The sequence below is a fragment of the Bacillota bacterium genome (assembly GCA_023511485.1).
Classification (GTDB): domain Bacteria; phylum Actinomycetota; class Aquicultoria; order Aquicultorales; family Aquicultoraceae; genus CADDYS01.
In genome coordinates this window covers 1-25,681 of sequence record JAIMBH010000004.1, presented here as the reverse complement: position 1 = coordinate 25,681, position 25,681 = coordinate 1, and the positions used below count along the sequence as shown (strand labels likewise).

At 44.4% G+C, this 25,681-nt stretch carries 19 protein-coding genes and 1 tRNA gene; 15 read left to right on the top strand and 5 right to left on the bottom strand.

Annotated features, from left to right (window positions below; genetic code table 11):
* The first annotated feature begins 105 nt into the window (after positions 1–105).
* The 8 genes from K6T91_02105 to K6T91_02070 all read left to right on the top strand — a co-directional run bounded on the left by K6T91_02105 (position 106) and on the right by K6T91_02070 (position 9,420).
* Positions 106–1,986, top strand: a complete 1,881-nt coding sequence (locus tag K6T91_02105) for a methyl-accepting chemotaxis protein (GenBank protein ID MCL6471586.1) — start codon at positions 106–108, stop codon at positions 1,984–1,986.
* Between the two features lie 36 nt (positions 1,987–2,022).
* Positions 2,023–2,316, top strand: coding sequence for an STAS domain-containing protein (locus K6T91_02100; GenBank protein MCL6471585.1), 294 nt, complete (start codon positions 2,023–2,025; stop codon positions 2,314–2,316).
* Between the two features lie 36 nt (positions 2,317–2,352).
* The gene (locus K6T91_02095) at positions 2,353–2,733 is read left to right on the top strand and encodes a response regulator (protein ID MCL6471584.1); all 381 of its coding nucleotides are present in this window, start codon (positions 2,353–2,355) and stop codon (positions 2,731–2,733) included.
* A gap of 31 nt (positions 2,734–2,764) precedes the next feature.
* The gene (locus K6T91_02090) at positions 2,765–4,903 is read left to right on the top strand and encodes a chemotaxis protein CheA (protein ID MCL6471583.1); all 2,139 of its coding nucleotides are present in this window, start codon (positions 2,765–2,767) and stop codon (positions 4,901–4,903) included.
* A gap of 129 nt (positions 4,904–5,032) precedes the next feature.
* The gene (locus K6T91_02085) at positions 5,033–6,745 is read left to right on the top strand and encodes a HAMP domain-containing protein (GenBank protein MCL6471582.1); all 1,713 of its coding nucleotides are present in this window, start codon (positions 5,033–5,035) and stop codon (positions 6,743–6,745) included.
* Positions 6,746–6,763: 18 nt separating this feature from the next.
* The gene (locus K6T91_02080) at positions 6,764–7,252 is read left to right on the top strand and encodes a chemotaxis protein CheW (protein MCL6471581.1); all 489 of its coding nucleotides are present in this window, start codon (positions 6,764–6,766) and stop codon (positions 7,250–7,252) included.
* An 83-nt stretch (positions 7,253–7,335) separates the two neighbouring features.
* Positions 7,336–8,193, top strand: coding sequence for a protein-glutamate O-methyltransferase (locus K6T91_02075; GenBank protein ID MCL6471580.1), 858 nt, complete (start codon positions 7,336–7,338; stop codon positions 8,191–8,193).
* Positions 8,194–8,310: 117 nt separating this feature from the next.
* A complete protein-coding gene (locus K6T91_02070) occupies positions 8,311–9,420 on the top strand; it encodes a chemotaxis response regulator protein-glutamate methylesterase (GenBank protein ID MCL6471579.1) in 1,110 nt (369 codons plus the stop codon).
* 202 nt (positions 9,421–9,622) lie between these two features.
* Here K6T91_02070 and K6T91_02065 read toward each other — a convergent pair whose 3' ends face one another.
* Entirely contained in the window at positions 9,623–9,781 is a 159-nt protein-coding gene (locus K6T91_02065; GenBank protein MCL6471578.1) for a lmo0937 family membrane protein, read from the bottom strand.
* A gap of 182 nt (positions 9,782–9,963) precedes the next feature.
* Positions 9,964–10,488 (bottom strand): hypothetical protein, encoded by a 525-nt coding sequence (locus K6T91_02060; protein ID MCL6471577.1) that lies wholly within the window; start codon positions 10,486–10,488, stop codon positions 9,964–9,966.
* Positions 10,489–10,835: 347 nt separating this feature from the next.
* Between K6T91_02060 and K6T91_02055 the strand changes: the two genes are divergently transcribed.
* The 3 genes from K6T91_02055 (at position 10,836) to K6T91_02045 (ending at position 15,965) form a co-directional block, all read left to right on the top strand.
* A tRNA-Glu gene (locus K6T91_02055) sits at positions 10,836–10,909 on the top strand.
* Positions 10,910–11,163: 254 nt separating this feature from the next.
* Positions 11,164–13,917: a PAS domain S-box protein gene (locus K6T91_02050; GenBank protein ID MCL6471576.1), complete on the top strand. Its 2,754-nt coding sequence runs from the start codon at positions 11,164–11,166 to the stop codon at positions 13,915–13,917.
* A gap of 224 nt (positions 13,918–14,141) precedes the next feature.
* A complete protein-coding gene (locus K6T91_02045; GenBank protein ID MCL6471575.1) occupies positions 14,142–15,965 on the top strand; it encodes an APC family permease in 1,824 nt (607 codons plus the stop codon).
* A gap of 35 nt (positions 15,966–16,000) precedes the next feature.
* On the opposite strand, the gene K6T91_02040 is transcribed toward K6T91_02045, so the two are convergent.
* Positions 16,001–16,366 (bottom strand): STAS domain-containing protein, encoded by a 366-nt coding sequence (locus K6T91_02040; GenBank protein ID MCL6471574.1) that lies wholly within the window; start codon positions 16,364–16,366, stop codon positions 16,001–16,003.
* A gap of 161 nt (positions 16,367–16,527) precedes the next feature.
* On the bottom strand, positions 16,528–18,393 hold the full coding sequence (locus tag K6T91_02035; protein MCL6471573.1) for a SpoIIE family protein phosphatase: 1,866 nt from the start codon (positions 18,391–18,393) through the stop codon (positions 16,528–16,530).
* A gap of 320 nt (positions 18,394–18,713) precedes the next feature.
* Between K6T91_02035 and tadA the strand changes: the two genes are divergently transcribed.
* From tadA to K6T91_02015, 4 genes are all read left to right on the top strand, one after another.
* The gene (gene tadA, locus K6T91_02030; GenBank protein ID MCL6471572.1) at positions 18,714–20,396 is read left to right on the top strand and encodes a Flp pilus assembly complex ATPase component TadA; all 1,683 of its coding nucleotides are present in this window, start codon (positions 18,714–18,716) and stop codon (positions 20,394–20,396) included.
* Between the two features lie 54 nt (positions 20,397–20,450).
* Entirely contained in the window at positions 20,451–21,998 is a 1,548-nt protein-coding gene (locus tag K6T91_02025) for an HD domain-containing protein (GenBank protein MCL6471571.1), read from the top strand.
* Positions 21,999–22,155: 157 nt separating this feature from the next.
* Complete coding sequence (locus tag K6T91_02020; GenBank protein MCL6471570.1) at positions 22,156–22,590, top strand: ferritin-like domain-containing protein; 435 nt, start codon at positions 22,156–22,158, stop codon at positions 22,588–22,590.
* A gap of 46 nt (positions 22,591–22,636) precedes the next feature.
* The gene (locus K6T91_02015) at positions 22,637–23,671 is read left to right on the top strand and encodes a flippase-like domain-containing protein (protein ID MCL6471569.1); all 1,035 of its coding nucleotides are present in this window, start codon (positions 22,637–22,639) and stop codon (positions 23,669–23,671) included.
* A 348-nt stretch (positions 23,672–24,019) separates the two neighbouring features.
* Here the strand turns inward: K6T91_02015 and K6T91_02010 are convergent, their stop codons facing one another.
* Positions 24,020–24,889 carry a mechanosensitive ion channel family protein gene (locus K6T91_02010; GenBank protein ID MCL6471568.1) on the bottom strand — a complete coding sequence of 290 codons (870 nt, stop codon included), beginning with the start codon at positions 24,887–24,889 and terminating at the stop codon, positions 24,020–24,022.
* Between the last annotated feature and the right edge of the window lie 792 nt (positions 24,890–25,681).

Sequence of the window (25,681 nt, the reverse complement as noted above, 5' to 3'; positions counted from 1 at the left end):
ATTGGTTATTAAGTATCAAGTTTACTGAGCCGATAAAGTAAGTCGAAGCAAAGTCGCAGGTAAGGCTTACAAAATAAGGAAAACTGTGCATGAAATCGAGAAGCCATGATTGAAAACTGCGCTCTAGAAGAAAAAAATATAGAGCACGACCAATCTCTTTTGGCTATGGCTATTAGTCAATATAAAACTAGGCTTGCCGATTACAAAGGCGTTGCCAAAGCGATAGTTTCAAAGCTCGACTATCTGCAGGGCTTCACAGAAGAAACCTTCATAAGAATTGGCGATAAGCTCCCCGACATAAACCAGGGCCTCCGAAATGTAGAAAATGAAGCTAAAAACCTTTCGGATTATTTTAGAAAAGAGAGCGGTCTCCTAAACGATGGCAACAGTAAATCTGGAGATTTAAATCGCCTGAATCATGCCTCGAAATATCTGATCGAGGTGGCCGAAGAACAAAGTAAAGCGTTTCTTAAGATGAGCGATATGATGAAGCGCATCGAGAACATAAAATCTTCGATTGAGAGTATCCGCGACTTTGCAGCCGAGATGGAAATGCTTTCACTTAACGCCTCAATAGTTGCAATTAAGGCTGGCGACTCAGGCCGAACCCTAAACCCAATAACGGTTGAGCTTAAGAAAATGGCCAACTCGGCTATTCTTCTTATAGATGAGATTGTAAATACTTCCGAACAGCTAGCGGATAAATATGACCTTTTTCGGGAGTTAAGTGAGAGGCAGGCCGAGTCGTGTAAGGCCGATGTTGAGAGAATAAGTGTAAAGCTTACCGAGCGGTATTTGTATCTTCAAAATAGCATTAGCGATTTAGTTGGTGGGCTTGAGCAAATAATCATGATTACATCGGAGTCCAAGCAGCCTATCAGTAAGATAATGAATATACTACAAATACAGGATATCCTCAAGCAATGCACTGACCATGTGCGTTTTTCCCTTGAGGAATCAAGCTCTGAAGCAGATAGCCTTGTAAACAACGTACAGGCGGGTGGCCCTAACCCGGAGCAGGTTTTTGATGCCATATCTTTCCAGGAGAAAGTCCCACTACTTTGTATTCAACTGCTCGATGATATTGATATTCGGCTTGAAGAATCAATAAGAGAGCTCAAAGACGGTTTTGAGACGTTAAATAGTCTACTAAATGGCATCACATCATGTCAGCGCAGCGGCATAACAGGTACTCTCAACGAATCAGCTATAGCCAGTATAGAGGAATCTTTTAAAGGTCTTGAGGGCGTTGTTGTACAAACGGCAAGCATGACGCAGAATGTTGCAAATAGCTGGGATAAGCTTTGGTCTACTGCGCTGGGTCTTGAGAACATGCTAGAAACTTTGGAGAAACAATTCAGGCAGCTTAAGAAGCTAACTAATTTTCACCTTATAAATATTCCCATCAAGATAGAAGTTGCCAGGAGTACGGGGCTTTCTAAAGATGGTGAACTATCCGAAAGGGTCGAAGGGCTGGCCGATTATATTAGTACTGAAATGCGGCAATCGCATAAAGACGTTGCACGGGACTACCAGTTCTTAGAGCAGATGGTTGAATCTATGAGTAGGCACAAGAACGATATTGAGAATAACTTAGAATCAATAGCTTTTGATATTGACGATTTGCTAGGCAGTTTCTTCAAGGCGAAAGAACAGGTTAAGAGCACGTACGGTAAAGTGTGCGATAGCGTTTCTGAATTGCACCAGCTCATCCATACATCTATCGCCGATCTTGAAAGAATAAACGAGCTTGTTGAGCAGAACAAAGAACTTAAAGGAGACTTCGGGATACTCTCGGAAATGATAGCCGATGTTAAGGAATCGGTGGTTTCTGCAGCCGGTACTGTTGATTGGGAGCTGCACGACGGCAGATTAAGCGAAATAGTCAATAAGTTTACCGTGCTAGCCCATAAGAAAATAGCCGGGGATATATGCAATATCGAGATAGAGGAAGGCGGGAAAGAGGGCGAGCTGGTTCTGTTTTAGATTGCCGAACAGTCGCTATTCTCAACGGAGGTACATATGTTTGAAATAAAAGTTATGGATGGCGGTGACAGGGTGGCGGTTTCAGGTTCACTGACGATTGCGTGTTTAAGCGACTTTTACCAGGATCTCACCAGGATTTTTAACGATGGTATCTGTACAGTCTTAGATTGCACAGGTGTAGTTGAAATCGATACAGCTTCTGTGCAGACGCTTATGGCATTTAAGAAGCTGAGCTCCGAGCTCAACCGGCCGGTCGAGTTTTTGATGAGTGATGCCATGCAGGAGACATTGTCGTTGCTGGGCCTTAAGAAGTTCTTTAAAACCGCTTAGTTTCTCAAGTCTGAGACTTTGAGGGGTGGGTTGTGAGTGAGTAAAAGTGTCTTGATAGTTGATGATTCGGCAACTCTGAGGGCTTCTGTTAAGTTTACGCTCTCTGAAGCCGGCTACAGCGTCCAGGAAGCTGTAAACGGAAAGGACGGCCTACAAAAGCTACAGGAGCTGCAGACGAAAGGCGATCAGGTGTCGCTAATTATAAGCGATATAAACATGCCCGAGATGGATGGCATTGCTTTTATCCGTGAGGTCAAACGAAACCTTTCTTTCAAATTTATTCCTGTATTGATTCTAACTACAGAGTCTCAAGAATCGAAAAAAATGGAAGGTAAAGCTGCCGGCGCTGCAGGGTGGTTAGTTAAACCTTTTAGCAACGATCAGTTAATAGATGTTGTAAAGAAGTTCGTGCGGTAAGTAGCTGAGCACTAGTATCGGGGGAGATATTATGGATCAAAGCAAGCTTCTTGAAACTTTTATAACGGAAGCGACTGAGCTAATCGAGGACCTCGAGATAGATTTAGTAGCACTTGAGGATTCAAGCGACGATGACCTTATCAACAGAATATTTAGAGCGGTACATACCATAAAAGGAAGCGCAGGTGTGGTGGGCCTTACAACGCTATCAGATTTTACACATGCTGTTGAGGGTGTGCTGGACTTTGTCAGAAACCGTGAACTTGAAGTCTCCAGCGAGCTTGTAAGCGTTCTATTAAGGGCTCTTGATATTATAAAATCTATGGTCAAGGTGGCAGATGAAGGCGGTGAGGATGTTGACGTGCGGGAAGTCCAGTTTATCCGCGATATGTTGGGGCAATTCTTGCCTGGCGGCCAGCGCCAAACCGATGGCCAATCTAAATCCAGCGGAAACAGCAGTGCTGAAGACAAAAGAAGCGAATATTTTGAGATTTATATAAAGCTTTCCGAAGACATTTTCGATACCGGAACCGATCCATTAATGTTGCTTCGCGAACTACAGGAGCTAGGTGAGATTGTTGAGCTTGAAGTCGATTCATCCCGTCTACCCGATTTCCATGCAATCGATATATACAAGCTGTACCTTAACTGGCGATTGATTATAAAAACTGATGAGCCTTTCTCAAGAATCGAGAATATCTTTATCTTTGTTCAGGATGCCAGCGAAATCTTAATCGAAGACGTTTCAAGATACTTTAAGAACGGTGTTGATACCAGAATAGCCGACATGAAGCTGGGCGAGATACTTTCAGATAAGGGTCTGGTTTCAAAAACAGACATCGACGAGGCTCTTTCCAAACAGCCCAAAATAGGTGAGCTGCTTGTGAAAAGCGGCAAAGTATCTAAGGAGGAAGTACAGGAAGCGCTTGAAAAGCAGCTCAAGAGCCGTGAAGTTCAGAAAGCGACTACTATCAGAGTGGATACTGAGAAGCTGGACAAGCTTGTTAACTTAGTCGGTGAGCTTGTCATTGCTGTAGCCCGGGTAGGCCAGCAGCAATTTTGCATGGGCAATGGTGGTAAACGAACTGGACAAGGTGCTATGGAGAGTCTGGAGCGCATTTGCAGGGATTTACAGGAGCAGGTTATGCGTGTTCGCATGGTTCCTGTTGAAGGACTTTTCAGCCGCTTTCACCGTGTGGTGAGAGACCTTGCAACTGATGAGGGCAAGATTGTTCGGCTTGAACTATCGGGGGTTGAGACCGAGCTTGATAAAAACGTAATCGAACAGCTAAGTGACCCGTTAAAACACCTAATAAGAAACGCTATCGACCACGGAATCGAAAAACCGCAGGATAGAATCAAACTGGGTAAGGCAGAGGAAGCTGTTATAAAGCTATCTGCTTTTCAGCAAGAAGGCAACATTATTATTGAGGTTTCAGATGATGGTTACGGCATAGATCACACAGCTATCGTCAATAAAGCCATAGAAAAAGGACTTATTAACCCGAATGATGAGCTTGACGAAGAGGAAGCCTATCAGCTTATGTTCCTGCCCGGATTTTCAACTGCTAAAAGTGTTACCGAGGTTTCGGGTCGGGGTGTGGGCTTAGACGTTGTCAAGCAAAACATCGCAGATTTACACGGCTCTGTCACTGTTATCTCCACGAAAGGCAAGGGCACAACCTTTAGAATCAAACTTCCCCTAACTCTTGCCATAATTGACGGTATGAATGTCAAGGTCGGTAAAGAGATACTAACCATTCCGCTGCTATCCATAATTGAATCAGTCAGGCCAAAGAAAGAAGCTGTAAAAACTATTGAAGGACGGGGTGAAGTGATCGATGCTCGTGGCGAGTATTTGCCTTTGGTGCGATTGCACAGGATTTTCAACATTGAAACCGATAAGACTGATCCGACCGAGGCTTTGGTCGTCATAGTCGAGAGTGGCCAGCGGAAGTTCGGTATTCTGGTCGATGATGTGCTGGGTGAGCAACAAGCTGTTATTAAGAGCCTGGAAAAAAATTTCCGCCAGGTTCAAGGAACGGCCGGGGCTACTATCTTGGGCGATGGTACGGTCTCGTTGATTCTGGATATACACGGCCTTGAAAGACTGGCGTTCGAGTGCTCAAGAGAACATCGTCTGAGAGAACTGGCAAATGAGGCTGCATAGGAGGGGGTCGCTAGAAGGAAGCTGTGAGTTTATGGTTGGTAGTTCAAAATGATATACAGGAAAGCTAAAGCAGCTGGCAGGTGGGAGCAGTTGAAAAAGCCGGCAAATTACGGGGGGTAAGTAAATTAAATGAAAACGTTTAGAATGACTGTAAGAAACAAACTGTATCTTGCATTTGGATCCTTAATAGCACTAATGATCATATCAAGTATAGCAATCTATATAACAAGCGAGAGTGTAGTGCAGGCTAACAAAGTCGTTATAGAGCACTCAGAATTTGCAACTTTAATGAAGACGTTTCAGGACCAGCATGGTGAGTGGTTGAACGCCTTAGCGCGTACCGTTATGTTTGGTGCCGAATTTGAAAAGCAGCTCAACCCTCACGAGTGTGATTTTGGCAAGTGGTATGACAGCTATATTAAATCTGATGAGTTCAAAAACGAAGAGGCCGAAATGGCGCGCCTTATCCAGGCACTTGGTGAACCGCACCGCAAACTACACGAAGTTGGCTCCAAGGTTATCCAAAATATTGATGAAGGGCACAAAGCGGCCGCTATTGATATTTTCCGCACGCAAGCAGAACCTGCGATGGAGGAAATAGACGGCGCTTATGACGAACTCTTCAACTCCATTCAGAAGGTTAAAGAAGAGAACAAGAAAGAGGCCGAAGCCAGTAACAGAACGCAAGAAATATTGGTCATAGTAATAACAGCAATCGCAGCATTATTGGGCTTGGCGGTGGCATTGTTGCTCTCAAGGAGTATTGTAACCGCTGTTCAGAAAATGGTAGAAGCACTTAAAACCCTGGCAAAAGGCGATCTAACCAGAAAAGTCGAGCTCGACAGAAACGATGAGCTTGGCGAAATGGCTCGTGAGCTAAATGAAACAATCGAGAACCTCTCTAGTATAGTTGGAAATATACTTGTGTCTTCCGAGTCTGTTGCCAACGCAGCTGACCAGATAGCTGCCGGCAACCAGGAACTATCGCAGAGGACCCAGGAGCAGGCATCCGCTCTTGAGGAGACTGCGGCAACAATTGAGCAGATGACCTCAACAGTTAAGCAAAACGCTGAGAATGCAGGCAAAGCCAACAGACTTGCACAGGGATCAGTAGAGATGGCCCAAAATGGCGGCAAGGTGGCGGAAGAGACCGTTGCCTCAATGAACGAGGTAACCGAGGCCAGTAAAAAGATCGCAGACATCATTGACGTTATCAACGAGATAGCATTTCAGACCAACCTTCTTGCCCTTAACGCTGCAGTTGAAGCAGCTAGAGCAGGTGAGCAAGGCAAGGGCTTTGCAGTAGTTGCCGGCGAGGTGAGAAATTTAGCCCAAAGGTCAGCTGAAGCTGCAAAAGAGATCCAGGAGCTCATTCAAGACTCCGTGGATAAGATAGGAAAAGGCAACAAACTTGTTGAAGAGTCCGGCAGGACTTTAAAAGAGATAATTAACTCAATTCAGCAGGTTGCAGATACTATCTCAGAGATATCAGCCGCCTCACAGGAGCAGGCTGCTGGTATTGACCAGGTAAACAAAGCGGTTACCATGATGGATGATGTTGTGCAGCAAAATGCCGCTTTGGTTGAGGAGAGCGCTGCTGCTTCTGAAGGACTTGCCATGGAGGCAGAAGAGTTGCAGAGGCTCATGAACACGTTTACCGTTACCCACGACAACTCATTCAAGAGGGATAAGGCCGCAGGAAGGCAATCAAAGACAAGCAAGGCCAAACTTGCGGCTATACACGAGCTTCCGCTGAAAGAAGAGAAACCGGCTTTGGCAAAGGCGGCCGGCGCTGAGGACATACATGCTGACAACCCTGAAGAGGGTTTTGAAGAATTCTAATAAAGGAGATGGTATGTCATGGATAAACTGGAGAAAGTAAATGAGGCCATCTCCAAAGGAACAGGTGACCAATTTGTAACCTTTACCCTGGAGGGTGAAGAGTACGGGGTTGAAATTCTGAAAGTACAGGAAATCATAGGATACCAGGGGTTTACCAAAGTCCCTAACGTTCCGGATTTCGTAAAAGGGGTTTTAAACCTGCGCGGCTCTGTGGTACCTGTAATAGATTTGCGCCTCAAATTCTCTATGAAGGAAAAGGAATACGATAAGTTTACCGTGATCCTTATCCTTGAGGTAAAAGAGAGGATCATCGGAGTCATAGTAGACGCGGTTTCTGACGTAGTTTCTCTTACAGAGGACGATATTCAGCCGACACCGGATTTCTCTTCTGGAATCAGGGCTGATTTCATAGCGAGCATGGGAAGAAAAGATGACAAACTCATAATCATCTTAGATATCGATAAGGTGCTTTCTGAATCTGAGCTCGAGGTTTTGGAAGCGGCATAGGTAATAAGAAAGGTCCCGGTGTGGACAAAACCACACCGGGATTCGTTTTAAGGTTTGCAAAAATCGACAGCAGGGCGGTTTCAATGAACTCAAAGATAGTAACGCAATTTAATATCAACGATACCGAGTTTGATTTACTGCGCAAGCTTATTAAAGAGGTATCTGGTATTAACCTATCCAACCAAAAAAAGATGTTGGTTGTGGCTAGGCTATCCAAACGCTTGCGGGCTTTGGGGATGTCAAGCTTTACCAAATATTACAATTACGTAACTAAAGACCCGGCAGGGCGGCAGGAGCTCAACCACCTGGTAAACCGTATTACGACGAACAAGACAGATTTTTACCGGGAGAGCCACCACTTTGAATTTTTGCAAGACGTTCTGTTGCCGCAACTTTACGAAGAAGGAATTAGATCTTCCAACCGACGCTTAAGGATTTGGAGTGCCGGATGTTCTTCCGGTGAAGAGCCTTACACCATTGCAATTACGCTAAAAGAGTTCTTCAAAGGCAAGTTGGGCTGGGACATTAAGGTACTAGCAACCGATCTAGATACGGAGATGTTAGATAAAGCCAAGAAAGGTATTTATGACGAGCAGGCTGTAGCTCCAATACCACCTGAGTACCTTCGGGATTATTTTATGAGGGGTACTGGAGCCAACAGTGGCCTGTATAAAGTTAAAGACTCGCTTAAAGATATAATTGCTTTCCGCAAGCATAACATGGTCAGCGATGACCTGCCGGCAAAAAATCCCTTTGATATCATTTTTTGCCGCAACGTCATTATATATTTCGACGAAGAGACAAAAGAAAAAGTCATCAACCGTTTTTATGACTGTCTAAGGAGCAACGGTTATCTGTTTCTCGGCCATTCAGAATCACTTATAGGCTGCGAGTCACAGTTTAAACTGGTTGGCAATAGTATCTGTCTCAAGGTTGATTAATAAACGTTGGATTCAAGAGCTTCGAACGAAGGTTCTCGTTACTTGCTTTCACTGGCTGATAGCTGGCAGCTAGTGGCTGGTGACAGCTCCAAGGGAGCCATGTTATAGGTGAATAATATGGAGAAAATAAAAGTACTAATTGTTGATGATTCAGCCGTGATACGGCAATTAGTAAAAGAGATCTTAGAAAGCGATCCTGGTATCGAAGTGGTCGGGGTGGCTAGCGATCCTATATTTGCAGAAAAAAAACTGGAAAAGCTAAAACCAGATGTTATCACGCTTGATGTTGAAATGCCCCGCATGGACGGCATTTCATTCCTTAAGAAACTTATGAAAACCAACCCTGTGCCTGTAGTTATGGTAAGCGCGCATACGGATCATCACGCTGCAGAAACGATTAGGGCTTTAGAGTTGGGCGCGGTCGATTTTATAACCAAGCCTAAGATGAATATTGCGGAAGGGATTGAAGCTCTAAGAGAAGAGATAGTCACAAAGGTTAAGGCAGCGGCCAGGGCAAAGATTCGCAATAAAAACACTGCCCGACCATCCGACGGAGAAATTCATTTAGCAGTCTCCCCAGCCTATTCTGTCGATGAAGTAGTAAGTAAAGGCAGGATACGTGCGGCAGAACCAAAGGATAAGATGGATAGCGTAATTGTGCTGGGCGCCTCAACAGGGGGAACCGTTGCTATAAGCGACCTGCTGCAGTTGATGCCGGTAGATTCTCCAGGGATAGTTATAGTCCAACATATGCCGGAGAAGTTCACCAAAGCGTATGCCGATAGAATCAATGGGATTGTTGATTTAACCGTAAAAGAGGCTGAAGACGGTGACAGGGTAAAAATGGGATTGGTTCTTATTGCACCGGGCGGCAAACACATGTTGCTGCAGCGTGATAAAAAGGGATTTTATGTTCAGATAAAAGACGGTCCGCCGGTAAATCGGCATAAACCATCAGTGGATGTGTTGTTTCGCTCAGCAGCTAACTCTGTCGGTAAAAGGGCGATAGGCATAATATTAACTGGCATGGGAGCCGATGGTGCCAAAGGCATGCTCGAGCTTAAAGAAGCCGGGGCTTTTAATATCGCCCAGGATGAGGATTCATGCGTTGTTTTCGGCATGCCGAAAGCAGCAATAGAAATAGGCGCGGTTGATAAAGTTGCGCCGATTGAAACAATGCCGGCCTTGATATTAGGACATGCCGCAGGATACCGGAAGCCAGCATAGCGATTAAAGCCCGCTATTTAAATGCCTCAAGATATATAATTACTTTATACTCGCCCTGTAAGTATAAAGGTAAGCTTTAACAATTAGTAATAAAAGCATCACAACAAGATACACATAACTTGTGGACCAGGGATTATGCATCTTATACTTACCATCAAGTAATGGTTTAGACTAATACGCAAATATAGACTGCTACTTTATGCTAGCTTCGTCTAAAGACACCGGAGAGAAAGTTAATAATTATTAAGACAAGTATGATAACTAAAAGGATGTGAATCAAACCCCCGGCTATTCTGAAAATGGCGCCTAAGAGCCAGAGACCCAACAATATAAGAATAAGCACCCACAAAATTTTTAACATACCGGCCACCTCCATGCTGAACCACCCTGTATATACCCTTTACGTAAATAGAAAAAAGCCGCAAGCCCTCCATGGCTAGCGGCGGTTTATGGGAGCGGCCGTAAGACCGGCCGTGTCATCAGCTCATCGTTTCTATTTTATCTGATGATATAAGTTATCGGCAGAAAACCGTATTTTCTGCATTAATCTTCCGCAGCCGCGCTTTTTCTCATCTCGGTAAGTAGCTCTTTGAACATATCTGCATGAATGCGCTCGATTTGCGATAGTGAGTCGAAGAAGCGGGCTATATAATCGAATCCCTCTTCTTTTGCCTTATCGGCAAACTCCCTATACATTTTATCCGCTTCGTAAGTCTCACCTTTGATGGACTCGATTATATTCTCTTCGGCAGTTCTGGTACCGCCAAGTAAATACAATAGATGCGAGAGAGCATGCCATGTTTCCTCGTAGGAGAATTTTAAGAAAAGGTTCTCTGCAAAGGGATTACCCTCTAATCGCGCCATCTGTGAGAATAACACATACCTGCGGTTGGCCTGCGATTCACCTGCAAAAGCCGTCTTTAGATTCTTTTCGGTCTCGGTTCCTTTGACATCTTCTAACTGCTCGACCTTAATAATTTTATTTGACCGGCTTTTGCATACTTCACACTCTTTGGGTGGATTTGCACCGATCGTCAACATCCCGCAGCCTTCACATCTCCATAACATTAAAAGTCCTCCTTTTTGATTGCTAGTAATATATGGTAGCATATCGCTTTATTCTATACCTGTTTGAGGTATTATGGCTAGACTTTCACTTATATAAATGAATTACAATATAAATGAATTACGCTGCAATAAACCATAAAGATATAGTGTAGGTACAAGCATAATAATACCTGGTAAATGAGGCATTAAAGCAGTTTAAATTCCAGAAAACTATAAATAATAAACCATTGGTCTAAAGTTATAGCGTTGCCTAAACAAAAGCAACCATGATGGTGGGCACTTGTCACGATGGGGCGGCTTCAGTATAATATTGGCGGCAGTCGAAAGCTGCCATAATTTTATATCACGGCGCGTTCGTCTAGTGGCCTAGGACACCGCCCTCTCAAGGCGGAGATCACGGGTTCGACTCCCGTACGCGCTACAAAAAGAACGCTAAATGGCGTTCTTTTTTTTATGAGAGCAGAAGAACTAATTAAACTATCTGGAGTTCTTGGATTTCTCAATCATTTCATAAATGCACACTTTTTTCTGTTTGTAGCTACAAACCCACTGGTAAATTAGTTACCCGGTACCTGTCACCGTAAAAGAAGGAAATTACTATAGATTTAGCGAATTCAAATTAAATCTAAAACAGAACTCCCTGGCCAAACCGTCAAAAGAATACTGGAGGATATCTTGAAGAAACAAGCCTCTGGGGAGCGATACGAACACATATTAGGGATGATATCTGACTGCTTTACCGTTGTTGATGAAAATGGTAGCGTTGCTTTTGCCAGCATTGGGCTAGATGCAATCGAAAAGCTCAGGCAGGATGGGGTTAGTTCAAGTCCAAGTGCTAATTCGAAGTGGAAAATCACAACTTTCGACGGGCGGCCAATTAAAAAAAGCGAGCTGCCTCTTGCCAAAGTCATAGACACGGGAAAGGCGGTATACGGTTTTAATCTTGCGGTTGAGCGTCCCGGAAACTCGCGTCTTTTCCTATCGGTCGATGCTATGCCCATATGTGATAAAGACGGCAATATAACAAATATAGTCTTATCTTTAAGGGATATTACCGAGCATGAGCAGGTAAAAGAGGCATTGAGGGCTAGCGAGAAAAGGCTGCGCGATATCACTTCTGCGCTGGGAGAGGGGCTCTTTGTACTTGGTAAAGATGGCACGCTCACCTTTATGAATCCTGAGGCGGAAAAACTGCTGGGCTGGACCGAGAAGGAACTTATCGGCAAGAAAATGCACGATATAATTCATTGCCGAAAGGCCAATGGCACCGTGCTGCCAGCATATGAATGCCCTGTCCTTAAAGTTATAAGGTCCGGAAAAACATATCGCACTCATGATGATATCTTCATCCGCAAAGATGGAAGCGCGCTACCGGTAGCATATATCACCACGCCCTTGATTGAAAATGGTAAGCTTGTCGGCTCAGTCACATCGTTTCATGACATAACCAGGCGTAAACTGTATGAGCGTACTATTAAGGAGAGCGAAGAACGGTATCGCCAGCTTATTGAAACTGCCAACGAGGGCGTCTGGGTTTTAGGGCCCGACAACAAAACCGTATTTGTTAACAATAGGATGGCCGAAATGCTTGGTTATACCGCCGATGAAATGATTGGGATGTCCTCGTTCGCATTTATGGATGAAGAAGTTCAGGCTGTTTCGAAAAACCGCCTTCGCCGACGTCGCCAAGGTATTAAAGAACAGTTTGATTTTAGGTTTCGACGTAAGGATGGAACCAGTCTATGGGTAATTATGTCGGCAAGTCCGCTATTTGATAGAGATGGGAACTATATCGGTTCACTTGGCATGGTAACCGATATCACCAATCGCAAGCGCATAGAGAGGGCTTTACTGGAAAGCGAAGAGCGCTACAGAGCCCTTTTTGAAGATGCAGCTGATGCTATTTTGATTATGGAAGCCGAAGGTGAAGATATTGGCCGAATAATTGCAGCTAACCAAGCGGCAGCGGACATGCACGGCTATACAATTGAGGAGCTGCTAAAGCTTAACATCAAGGACCTTGATGCGCCGGATGAAGCGGCTAAAGTGCCTGAAAGAATGAAACGAATTCTAAGTGGAGAGAAAATTAAGCTTGAAGTTATGCACCGCAAAAAAGACGGTACAGAATTTCCGGTTGAGGCTCACGTTCATCTTCTGGATATTGCAGGTCGCAGGTATATACAGGCCATTGACCGGGATATGACTGATAGCAGGAATGCAAAAAGGCTGAGCGATGCTCTAAATGAGATTAATGCGGCCATAAACTCAACATTGGATGTTGATGAGATAATGCAGAAAGCTATAGCGGAATCAGCTAGGGCTCTTGGTGCTGATAATGCGTCAATTGCTATTAAAGAGGGCGATGAATGGTTTACAAGATATAAATACGGTGCTGGGGGCGTTTCTGCTAATACTCGATTAACTGGCGATGAGACAAAGTATATAGATATTGTAATCCAGACAAAAGAAACAGTTGTTATTAGTGATGCTTATAATGATGCAAGGGTTGATCCTGAATTGATGAAGCGGTATGGTGTTCGCTCGATCATTGTTACACCCCTTGCATTTAAAAGTGAAGTGATCGGTATACTAAAGCTTACATTCTTTTCGAGAACGACTTTTTCGGATGCCCAGATTGATTTCATTAATAAGCTTGCCGCATCAGTTTCGCTGGCGCTCGAAAACGCACGTCTCTACGAATTGGAACACAGGATTGCTAGGACTCTACAGGAGAATCTGATCCGGCCGGTACCATCTCTACCGGCTCTCGATGTTGAGGTTGTTTATAAACCGGCTTTAGGGGGCGAAATAGTCGGAGGAGATTTCTATGACATATTCGAGCTCGACGATCAGTCGATTGCTATGGTTATAGGTGATGTTTCCGGCAAAGGGATTGAAGCTGCGGGCTTAACAGAGACCATAAGAAGTACTATCAGAACGCTTGCCTATATAGATCCCTCGCCTTCTTTTGTACTTAACCGGGCTAACCAGACTCTTATGCGGCAATTATCTAATGAAAACTTTGCGACAGCTGCGTTTCTAACTCTTGATGTTGCAACTAAAGATGTCAGGATTGCAAGTGCGGGCCATCCTTTGCCCGTACTTTGCGGGAACGATGGCTGCAGCCTTCTTAATATCACACAGGGATTTCCATTAGGGTCATTTAACTGCAGCTATGTAGAATATTGTTTAAGACTTAAGAAAGGGCAGGGTTTACTTCTATATACCGATGGTTTAGTGGAAGCAAGGAGGGGAGCTGAGTTATTTGGCGAGGAAAGAATCTTAGTAACCATCGCGGACATGAAAGTGAAAGATCCCTGTAAAGCGGTACATGTACTGCTTAAATCTGCAAACGATTTTGCGCAAGGTAAATTGGTAGATGATATTGCATTAGTTGCTGTTCGCTTTTCGCCATCGCTATACGATTAAAACGAATATACTGCGCTAGTTGCATATCACTGCATCTCTTTTAGCTAATACCTCAACTATGATTTGGCTTACATTTACCATTCACGTTTATTCCTCATACCCTGGGAGCTGGGATTTCAGAGCTAAGAGCTAGCATATGCGGGTAAAAATACTTGAATTGATTTAAGTTTTATGATTGAAGTTTTCCGTTGCGGTTGACAATTTAACGGATGGGGTCGAGTTAGTTGGCTTACGTGAATATCAAACGGCTTTTACTTGGTAGACCTTTGCCTACAGAGCGTTTGGCCGCAGAGAGATTACCTAAACGTTATGCGTTGGCATTGTTTGCACCAGATGCTCTTTCATCGACTGCGTACGCAACAGAGGAAATTCTTATTGCGCTTGTAGCAGCGGGTGCGGGTGCGTTTTTATATTCTGTGCCGATTGCAATTGCTATCGCACTTTTGCTTTCCATAGTTGTTATCTCATATCGCCAGCTAATCCTTGCTTATCCGGGCGGGGGTGGCGGCTATATTGTAGCGAAAGAGAACTTTGGCGAGCTACCAAGTCTTATAGCAGGAGCTTCATTGTTGATCGACTATACTCTTACTGTTGCTGTTAGTCTTAGCGCCGGCGTTGCCGCTATTACTTCTGCCTTTCCCGCACTCTTGAATTTTAGGGTTGAGTTGGCAATTTTTGCACTTGTGTTAATAACAGTCGCCAATTTGCGTGGAGTCCGAGAATCCGGCCGCATATTTGCTATTCCAACTTATGCGTTTATACTAGGCCTCGCCGGGATGGTAATCTATGGTTTTGTGCTCTACTTTAGTGGTTATCATATACCTCCAGCGAGCGGGGAGGTTGCTATTAGGGCAACAGTGCCGTTGACCACCTTCCTTATCCTGCGGGCTTTCGCTTCTGGTTCTGCGGCACTGACGGGTATTGAGGCAATTGCAAACGGTGTACCGTCTTTTAAGGAACCTGCAGCTCAAAACGCACGCATCACGCTCGCTGTTTTGGGTATTATATTGGGCTCTTTATTTTTAGGCATAACAATATTGTCCCGGCTTTTTGCAATCCTGCCAAGCGAAACAGAAACCGTGATTTCACAGCTTGCACGGGGTATCTTTGGGTCAGGCTTTTTTTACTATTACATCCAAATAACCACTCTGGTCATTTTAGTTATTGCGGCAAATACAAGCTTTGCTGGTTTTCCGACCCTTGCTTCAATTATGGCACAGGATAAGTACTTGCCGCGTCAGCTCAGGACGCGTGGCTCGCGGCTTGCATTTTCGAACGGGATTATCCTGCTTGCGTTTTTCGCGGGGCTTCTTATAGCTATTTTTAATGCTAATGTAAATAGCTTGATTCCCCTTTATGCAATCGGTGTTTTCACCGAATTTACACTCTCGCAATCCGGGATGGTCAAACACTGGTACGACACACGAGGGCAGGGGTGGTGGCGCCGAGCCACCATTAATGGAATTGGTGCCGCAACAACGCTGGTTGTTGCGGCCATCCAGGCAATAACAAAGTTTCTGGATGGAGCATGGATAGTTCTGATTGCAGCTCCAATCCTTGTATTAATGTTCAGAGGTATACACCGGCATTACATATCAATTGCTGGGCAGCTTACCATTGAGCAGCTAAAGTCTATCCCACCGATTAAGCACAACATAGTTGTACTTGTTTCAACGGTTCATGTAGGAACCGTACTTGCCGTAAGGTACGCGCAATCTTTGAATCCAACCATTATACGTGCAATACACGTCAATATTGACGAAGCTGAAACTGAGAAAGTTAAAAAGCGGTGGAGGCAGCTTAACTTTGGGATACCGCTCGAAATACTGGAATCTCCGTACCGTGACGTCGTTGGTCCCATTACAGCCAGATTGCGCCAAATTGATAAAGAAATGACCGACGACATCATGTCGGTTGTAATTCCGGAATTTGTTGTCTCGCATTGGTGGGAATACTTCTTACACAATCAGACTGCACTTGTTTTGAGGGCAATATTATTTTTCTGGCCAAATGCAGTTGTGATTAGCATTCCGCAGCATTTGGAGTAGGCTAGCTGAAATTGGCGTTACATATAAAAAGCAGGCTACTGATTAAGGTTGGCAAGAGAAGACATAGCTTCATCTAGGGTTTTGTAGCTATCTATGCCAATATCGCTAAAAACTCCAATGCGCTCGAGTTTTTCTATAAGGTTATTGTTATGGTTTACGACAAGCGCCATGCGGATACCCGTGCTTTTCAATTTAGCATGGTGGGCAATCAAAATGCCTATTCCTGAGCTATCGATTAGAGATATATCCGATAGATCGATAATCAAAGCCCTAGGCAGTTTGGAAATCGCCTCAGTCAGGTAACTATCAATTATATCTCTGTGCACGATATCGAATTCACCCCGGAAGGTTAACACGAGGATATTCGAGCTATCGTCTCTTTTAGTATTTACATCAAGCATTTCTCCCACCACGGTGTCGGCAGAAATCATTTCTAATATGATAGTATCACATATATTCCCTCTCGGCTCATTTAATTCGGCTCATTTAATAGAAGAATATGGCCGGCATACGGCTGACCAGTCGTGGATAAGCAAGAAGAATAAGCCAAAGTTTGCGCGTTTTAGGCGGTTTTAATGACAAAAGCTGCGGCATCGTCCAGGAGTTTCTCTCCTCCAAATGATTTTGCATCTTTAACAATAGATTGTGCAATTTCGTCTGATGAAAGAAATGCATGACTTTTTATCGACTCCTCGAGGCCGGATTGGCCAAAGAACCTGGTGTCTATCCTTGACTCGACAACTCCATCGGTGTAAAGAACGATTATTAATCCAGGCGCAAGCTTTATAGCGTGGTTAGTGTAATCTGCTTTCGGGAATATTGCCAGCGGGAGCCCACCTGTTTCGAGTGTATAAAAAGTCTGCTGAGCAGGGTTATACACAACAGGCGGCCAGTGAGCGGCGTTCGTGTAAGTAAGTTCGTAATTTTCAGCGTTAAATACTCCGTAGAACAGGGTTACAAATATTGATGGCGGGGTCTCAAGGATTGAAACCTCATTTACTTTTTTGACGACTTCTGCTGGTGACAGGCCATCATAAGCAAAAGCTCTGATAGTGTTTCGAACCATCGCAGCAAGCGTAGCAGCCTCAATCCCCTTGCCTGAGACATCGCCTATAACGATACCAAACCTATTGTCTGATATCTCAAAAAAATCAAAAAAGTCTCCACCGACAAGTGCGGCCTCAGTTGCTGATTCAAGTTTTAGGCCTATCTCGAGATGGTCTAATCTCTGTGCAATTTTGGGCAGGAGGCTCTCCTGAAGGACGGATGCAATGTTTTTTTGCATTTCATAGAGCTCTGCTAACTCTTTATTTCTCTCTTGAAGCTGCTCTTGAAGACGTCTTTGCTCCGTTTGTGCAGCAAGTATTTCATCCTGCATCTGGTTGAAGCTATTTGCCAGGTCTTCAATCTCATCGCCGGTTTGTAGGAAGACACGTTCGGTAAAACCGGTTTTTGGCGCGTCTCTCATGCGGCTTTTAAGGGTAATTAGACTTTCGGCAATGCGGTTTCCAAGCACATAAGCCAGAGTTAACGTGATGATTAATGTTAACAGGGCTAAAAACGCACTTACCAGCGCGGTTTGTCTGACTGGGGCTAAAACGGATTCTACGGGCACGAATGATCCTGCTGCCCATCTGATATTTCGTATAGGTACCTCAACGCCTGTGCGGAAACTTCCATCAAGTGGAAAGACAATACCCGTTGTCCTGTAAACCTTACCTGCAAGGGCTGTTTTAACAAAAGTCTCTTGGCTCCAGTCACGTTTGCTTAAAGGAATAGATGGCGTTTGGCTTTGATAAATCAGGTGACCGCTTGAGTCGACTATGTTTGCACCGCCCTGCTGTATAATAATATCAAAAACATCTGTAAGCTGGTTTGCTTTAACCGATATGCCGACAATTCCGACGAGGTTGTTGTTTCTTTTTATCCCTGTTGCGATTACAAAACCTGGCTCACCATCAGCATTAACCTGCAAATCACCAACGGCCGACTCTTTCCCGTCGATAATTTCTTTAATGGCAGGGCGATTGGATCTATTTTCTCCTACCGTATTGGGGATAGCTGCCGCAAGTACAATTCCATCTCTATTTGTGAAAACTGCATTAGAAAAGAGAGAGCGTCGCTCTTTGGCTGCGCGCCTGCTCTCGACAATCCTGGTCAGCAATCTACTGGTATCTTCAGTATTAAGATTCTGGTCGATTATGGTATTTCCAGCGATTATTTCGGTGCGCACGGTTTGGTCGACGAATAAATCGAAATTTGAAGCGGTAAGCCTTGCAATATCAAATCTCTCTGTTAAGACATTTCTTTGATCGGCGCGGTATCGCTCGTAAAATGCTGCCGCAAGAAGGGCGATAAGGGGTACAGCAATGAGCAAATATATTACCATAAGCTTAGTTTTTATGCTGTAGTGACGTTGTCTTTGCATAGCATCCATCCAAATAGGCGCAATATTGTAAATCCTAAAATCAATATATATTGCAATTTATTGCAGGCGTTTGGTCTATCTGATCCTCCCTTTAAGATTTTTACGTCTTATGCCAGCAGTCTTTGGTCTAAATCCATATAATTAATTTTACCCTTAATGAACAGCGAAAATTCATCCTCCACCTTGTAAATCCAACCTTCTTAGTATGCAAAACGGCTGCATAAAGCATTTATTACGTGTCAAGAGAGGTCTCAGGGCTGCCGATGTAATGGAATAGAATAGCAAAGTTCAGCATTGTTGGGGGTTACGTGAAGCGTTCAATCAGCAGGATTCCGCTTGGGGAACTGCTTGTGGCATACGGGGTTATAACAAAAGAACAGCTGGATACTGCACTTGCCGAACAGAAAAAAGTAGGTGGAAGGCTTGGTGCTGTGCTTAAAAAACTCGGTTTTGTAAGCGAAGAGACTATGATCGAGTTTCTTGGCAGGCAGCTGAATATGCCATGCGTAGATTTAGAGCAGATTAAGCCTGATGAGCAGGCCGTAAACTTGATTCAGGAAGCGCTTGCGCGAAGACATAAAGCTATACCGATCTCTAAAAAGGGCAACGTCCTAACGGTGGCTATGGCCGATCCGCTGGATATTTACGCTATAGATGATATAAGCGGGGCTAGCGGCTGCGAGGTAAATCCGGTTGTGTGTTCGGAGAAAAGCATCCTTGAGGCCATAGATAAATATTATTGGGCACGGAGCCTGGAGAATGGATATGGCCTGGATATTTCGGTTACGTATACACCTTCAGCTGGCGTTGGTCCTATAGTTGGCCGCAATATCTCAGATGATTCGATTGTAAGGTTGGTCAATACGATAATAGCCCAGGCTATTAAAGACAAGGCAAGCGATGTGCATATCGAGCCAACTGAAGGAGGCATGGAGGTCAGAAACCGGGTTGACGGCATATTGCATCGCACGATGACTGTTCCTATGGATATGCACCCGGGCGTTGTATCAAGACTAAAGGTGATGAGCGATCTTGACATATCCGAAAAAAGGGCGCCCCAAGATGGACGCTGTTCAGTTAGTGTTAGCAATGTAAGCGTTGATATCCGGGTATCCACGCTACCTACAATCTACGGCGAGAAAGTTGTTTTAAGGCTGTTGGAAAAGAATAAATCGTTAATTAATCTTGATGGATTGGGTTTTGACGAACGGGATTTGCAAAAGTTTAGACGCATGATTAACAGGCCCTATGGGATGGTGCTTGTTTCTGGCCCAACCGGCAGCGGTAAAACAACCACCCTTTATGCGGCTTTAAATGCGATAACAACTGTTGAAAAAAATGTAGTCACTATTGAGGACCCGGTTGAATACAGATTAAGACTGGCAAACCAGGTCCAGGTTAACCCTAAGGCTGGAGTGACATTTGCGAGCGGACTAAGATCGATAGTTCGCCAGGACCCAGATATTATCATGGTAGGAGAAATTAGGGATAAGGAGACAGCAGAGATAGCGATTCATGCAGCCCTATCAGGGCATCTTGTTTTTTCTACAATTCATACCAATGATGCCTCCTCAACGGCGGCTCGATTTATTGAGATGGGTATCGAGCCGTTCCTGGTTGCCTCATCCATTCTCGGCATTATCTCACAGCGTCTGGTAAGGTCGCTTTGCCAGCATTGTAAGGAGCCGTATGAGCCTGCTCCAGAGTTGCTGAAACAGCTGGGAATACCGGATGACGGCAAATTTTTATTTTACCGTGCGTTTGGATGTTCTGAGTGCAAGGGAGCTGGATACAAAGGGCGCGAAGCGATATTTGAAGTTATGGAGATCAATGATGAGCTAAAAGAACTGATAGTGGGCAAAGCGCCGGCAGTTCGCATTAGGGAAGCCGCGATGAAAAATGATTTCAGAACGCTCAGGATGTCGGGCATAAACAAAGTTGTTCAGGGCAGGACATCTCTCGAAGCGGTTCTTCAGGCGACAATGGATTCAGAGTCGCTATAAGTATGGCTTAAGCAAGAGCAATGGAAGGTTGCATTACTAAGGATGGTTGCGTTGTTGACAAAGTTTTTAGATAAAAAAATATCGGTATGGGTTCTTTATATACTTACTATTTTGCCAAATATTTATGCATTAGCGATATGGTTTCCGATCAGGGATGAACCGAGTAAACTGGCTGCCGCTGTTCCGAATCTGATCTTCATAATTTTAGTCGATATCCTGCTGGTAACAATCGATTTGTATCTGATGAATGAAATAACATTCAAGCCGCTGTATAGACTGGCATCTGCAGCTGAGCAAATCGCTGAGGGCAATCTGCAGGCTCCAATTGGTTTTTCCGGCAATGAAGACGTGCAGCTTCTTTCCAGGTCGTTCGATAAAATCCGGCAGATGACTGCTGATTCGTATGGTGTAATTCGTAAGTATACTCGCCAGCTTGAGGATAGAATCAAAGAGCTTAACCTATTGATGGAAATCGACTCGGCAATTCTCAGTGGGCAGAATCTTGATTCTATATTTGGTCTAATAACCGAGAAGATTTGTGAGCTTTTTGGCGCTGATTATTGTTGCGTTACTATGCTTGACAATAAAGGTTTTTTTCAGATTAAAAGCATGTATGGATTTAGCTCTGATGAATCCTTACGGCTTAAGAAGGCCTTAATAGGCAAAGTCATTGATAAGGATTTTTGCCCTGCTATCAAGTTTGGAGACGTGGTGTCTTTGGCAGACATAAAATCGGCGGCATTATCCGAAAACATAAAACATATCTACGCGGGTTTTGAAATAAAATCGGTTCTGTCAGCACCGCTAATTAACGAGGGCCATACGGTTGGAAGTATAAACGTGTGGTATAAAAACCAGTGTGATTTCGATGGGACAATCGTCGATCGGCTGAAGCTGTTTGCGGAGCAAACATCCATTGCGGTAAACAGTGCAATGCTGTCTGAAGGAAACCGCAAGTTGTCTCTCGATATAATCAAGTCTCTTGCTAATGCAATCGATGCGCGGGATAAATACACAGCAAATCACTCAGCAAGGGTAAGCCAGCTTTCGGTAGCTCTTGCTCAGGAACTTGGCTTGAGCCAAAAGGAGGTCCAGACAATAGAATGCGCCGGTCTGCTTCACGATATAGGCAAAATAGGAATAGATGAGCGCGTGCTGAACAAACCAGATAAACTCACGATGGATGAAATGGAGGCCATGAAGCAACACGCGGTAATTAGCGCCGAAATAATCCGCCCGATTAAATTTCTTGAGGATGTTGTGCCGATTGTTTTACACCACCACGAATGGTTTAACGGTTTGGGATATCCATCTGGCCTGTCTGGCAGTGATATACCCTTAGGAGCACGCATCTTGGCCGTTGCAGATGCCCTGGAAGCGATAACATCGGACAGGCCATACAGAAAAGCGATGTCTCTCCACCAAGGAGCCATCAGACTCAAAGATACCGCTGGCATTCAGTTTGATCCTGTTGTTGTCAAGGCCATGATTAGAGTTATCGAGAGAATAGAGTTCATTCAGGAGTTCGACTCAGTTGACAAATTGAACTCCTGTGAGTACAGCTCCGGTACAGATGATTTACACATTGAGGATGCTCTCTAGAACAAGAGTTTAGAAAGCTCCGCTTTAACTACTTATTTTGTGGGAAAGAAATAATCGTGCTGTAGTTTGTTTGTGCTGCGGTGCTGCAGAAATAAATATTAGCTGCAGCACCGGCAACCGGTAGCTTAAGCAACTGTTAAAACCGGAGGTTTAATTAATGGCATCATCTCGCCAACATCTTTATGACATCTTCAACGAGTTTTTGCGTTTAGCAAGAACCGCAAAACTGCAATACGAATTGCATCTTACAAGGATAGAGCATGAGCCCGCCCAGGACATTCTGGCCGACATCATAAATGAAGAGAATAGCCATATTGAATGGCTGGTAACGGGGATCGAAGATGCAGGTGGCAGTGCCTCAACAGACCACTATGAGCTTGTAATGCCAAACGAGTTTGAACATATGATGAGAGCCGATTACGACCTCGAATCCCAAATCGTAAGAGAATACGAACTGCACATAGACGAGATTTGGGACCCGCAGCTACGCTCGCTAGCAGAGGTTATACTAAAACAGGCCAGGGAGCATAAGCAGGCTTTTCAGGGTCTGCGGGAAGACTTCGGCACCGACGAACTCATGGATGTAGGATAAATAGGATAGACTCAATTTCACTTATCTTATAAACTTAAGAACTAGCATGCAACAAAGAATAGATCTAGATAGGGCGAGAAAGGGTTTAGCAATAGTTATCCTGCTTGGCATTTTTGCTATTGCAGTTATTAGCTTGCTTACATTCAACAAAGACACCATATCGGCCCTAAAGAACGTGCGCCTCATATATATTGGCCTTGCCGTACTCTCAGTTTTTTTGAGCTGGCTTTTCAGTGCAATACCTTTCTACATTTTGACGCGGGCGGTTAAGAAGCCAATCAGCCTCCCAAAGTCCTTCAGTATCTATCTTGGGGGGAGTTTTTTTGGGTTTGTAACGCCTTTCGGTTCAGGGTTGGTTCCGGCACAAATTTTTATACTGACCAACGATGGGCTGTCTCCCGGGCAAGCGACCGCAGTTACAAGCAGTCGGGCAACCATCTCCTCGTGGCTATTTGTTGTGCTGGGTTTGGTAATCTTTCTAGCCTTTGGTTCGAAGCTGTCCGGTACTGCCAGGGCGGGACTGCTGAGCATCGCCGCTGCAGCTGCTGTGTGGTCTCTTATCATCTTATTTTTTATCAAGAAACCTGGGAGCGCAAAAAGTGCCGTAGCCCGCATCCTGGAGCGGCCTGTATTTCTAAAACTGCTGGGCGAGGTTCGACTCAATAATATGCGGGCACGGTTAAATCGCGAGATCGAACATCTTAGCTCAAACCTAAAGGACCTCTTCTCGGGTGCAAACCTGCTTGCGGTTATCGCTGTGTTTGTGGCGGAGATGATTGCCTGGTCGGCCATATTCTCTGTTTTACCTTTAGTAATGCTTGCTTTTGGGCTACAGAGCAACTTTGCACAGCTGTTGTTCAGGCTTTTTCTTTTATTTAGCGTTGCACCGGCATCTCCAACACCAGGTGGGACTGGCCTTGTTGAGACGGCACTTGCAGGTTTGTTAAATGGTCTTGTAGTAAAATCGCTTCTTGCTCCAGTTATTGTAATCTGGAGATTTCTCACCTATTATTTAATCATTTTGGTCGGTGGCTTAATTGTATTAAGACTCATTGCAAAGCCATCCTCTGCCAAGCAATAGTTAGCACAGCCAAGCAATAGTTAGCGCGGGATTACTCTTAACTGCACGTTTACTGTTTTTGATGACAAATTTTGGGTACATCAAAAACTGTGGGGGGTGAAGATGATGGCAACAAGACCCGCAAGTACGTTCTGGAATATTTTGTACGTGGTGCTTGTTATCTTAGTTATTCTGGCCCTGTTACAGTTGTTAGGTGTGTTCACATTTAGCGCTGCGGTAGCTAACATTATCTACATATTATTGGTTCTTGCTCTGGTGCTGGCAGTTATCCACTGGGCTGGCTTATTCTGAGTAAGCCAAGTAAGTCAAAATATCCACGGTAGCGGGAGTTTTTAACTCCCGCTATTTTTACGGTTTTCCTATGACTTCAATGTTTTCTCTTGCCAGACGGGTTTTGATGCTTGTTCTGATTTGCTCTGCCAGGCTGTCCTGGTGACCAGGTTTAGTTACCGCCGAAACCCTGATGATCATAGCGTTCTCTCTGAACTCTTCAATGCCTGAAACTTGGGGTGGTTCGAAAAGGATTTCCTTCCATTCGGCTGCACCGGCAAGTATATCCATCTCTTCCTGCATTATTTGTTTTACTTTATTCGGATCTACCTGATTTGAAACACCGATATCAACGATAGCTCTTGCCCAGCCCCGCGATTGGTTTATTACTAGCTTGACCTCGCCATTTGGTATGATATGAAGCCTTCCTTGAATATCTCTGAGCCTAGTTGTGCGCAAATCTAAGTCTTCGACCGTTCCCTTGCTGGAGCCGATTTGAACGACATCTCCCACACCGTATTGATTCTCAAAAAGGATAAAAAATCCCGAGATGAAATCTCTAACAAGGCTCTGCGCGCCAAAGCCAATGGCAACGCCGGCGATGCCGGCGCCGGCAAGCAACGGGCCGATGTTCGTAAACCTGTCGATGATCATCAGAATGGCAATAAAGGCGATAACGAATCTTGCCAGGGCTTTAAGGACTGACCCCAATGTCTTGGCACGCTGTTTAGCCTGTTCCGCAGTTAGAAACGTATCTTTGCTGATCAATGCTATAGCCCGGTCTATGGTTATACTGAGCAGCTTATAGGCTATAGCGCTGATGGCCAGGATAAAAATGACCTCTGGCCCGTTGGTTTTTACCCACTGAACGATTCTGCCGGCGGCATCGGTAAAATTGAAATCTTCAAGCAATTGCGAAAGGGTAACCAAAGCTATATTTACGGCCATGACTTCTCCTGCTAAAAGTTTTCATACATCCTTATCTTAGGATAAGTATTATAGAGAGCCCTAACAATAGTGATTATCCTTTACTTATGTGTTTAGGGTGACATTATGGTAGGGTGTCATTGAGATAACGGGCATCGAAGCGGTATGGTTTTACCATACTCTTAAAGCGGTAAAGAGCAGTAAGCGTTAAGGAAATTTTTATTAAGGTGATTTTATTAAGGCGATGTATAAAGGTAAATATTGGTAATGCCGATATAATAATTACCAAATAGTTACCGGTAGAACTGCCGGTAGGTCGATAGCATACGAAGAACTGCTCTTGAAAAAATTAGCTTATTTATTTTTTATATTAGCAGCTCAGAGTAGGTGCTATCCTGAAAGAATAGTGTATTTTGTATTGACGGATTCCAGATTTTAGAGTTATAGTAAAAGGGAGAGCAGCGACTTGCTCTCAAATTTAAAAATTGTATATATAAGGGCTTAAGATAGTAGAAGAAGGCTGGCGTACCCCACCGTTATGGATGGGATCGACGGTCGGGCATAAGTTGTCATGTAGGAGAGAGTCCTGTTGGTATGTTGGGTGAGTAAACCCGAGGTGTTTACAGGAACTGATATGAGCCCCAGTTGGGGAAGGACAACGAAGCGAAGGTTATCTTAAGCCCTTTATTGTTTTACTTTTTATTGTTTTTGGCAGTAGGTGCCCGGTTTCGCTTAAAATTAGATTGTTGAAAGCTTTGCTGCTTTTGACACGTCAAAAATCGGGTGTAAAATAGAATTGGGTGAGAAAAAGGG

Bases quoted from the DNA above. Each gene is read 5' to 3' on its own strand.
- K6T91_02100 (MCL6471585.1), top strand. From the start codon at position 2,023: ATGTTTGAAATAAAAGTTATGGATGGCGGTGACAGGGTGGCGGTTTCA.
- K6T91_02085 (MCL6471582.1), top strand. From the start codon at position 5,033: ATGAAAACGTTTAGAATGACTGTAAGAAACAAACTGTATCTTGCATTT.
- K6T91_02105 (MCL6471586.1), top strand. From the start codon at position 106: ATGATTGAAAACTGCGCTCTAGAAGAAAAAAATATAGAGCACGACCAA.
- K6T91_02080 (MCL6471581.1), top strand. From the start codon at position 6,764: ATGGATAAACTGGAGAAAGTAAATGAGGCCATCTCCAAAGGAACAGGT.
- K6T91_02090 (MCL6471583.1), top strand. From the start codon at position 2,765: ATGGATCAAAGCAAGCTTCTTGAAACTTTTATAACGGAAGCGACTGAG.
- K6T91_02020 (MCL6471570.1), top strand. From the start codon at position 22,156: ATGGCATCATCTCGCCAACATCTTTATGACATCTTCAACGAGTTTTTG.
- K6T91_02060 (MCL6471577.1), bottom strand. From the start codon at position 10,488: ATGTTATGGAGATGTGAAGGCTGCGGGATGTTGACGATCGGTGCAAAT.
- K6T91_02010 (MCL6471568.1), bottom strand. From the start codon at position 24,889: ATGGCCGTAAATATAGCTTTGGTTACCCTTTCGCAATTGCTTGAAGAT.
- K6T91_02075 (MCL6471580.1), top strand. From the start codon at position 7,336: ATGAACTCAAAGATAGTAACGCAATTTAATATCAACGATACCGAGTTT.
- K6T91_02040 (MCL6471574.1), bottom strand. From the start codon at position 16,366: ATGCTTGATGTAAATACTAAAAGAGACGATAGCTCGAATATCCTCGTG.
- K6T91_02035 (MCL6471573.1), bottom strand. From the start codon at position 18,393: ATGCAAAGACAACGTCACTACAGCATAAAAACTAAGCTTATGGTAATA.
- K6T91_02015 (MCL6471569.1), top strand. From the start codon at position 22,637: ATGCAACAAAGAATAGATCTAGATAGGGCGAGAAAGGGTTTAGCAATA.
- K6T91_02065 (MCL6471578.1), bottom strand. From the start codon at position 9,781: ATGTTAAAAATTTTGTGGGTGCTTATTCTTATATTGTTGGGTCTCTGG.
- K6T91_02070 (MCL6471579.1), top strand. From the start codon at position 8,311: ATGGAGAAAATAAAAGTACTAATTGTTGATGATTCAGCCGTGATACGG.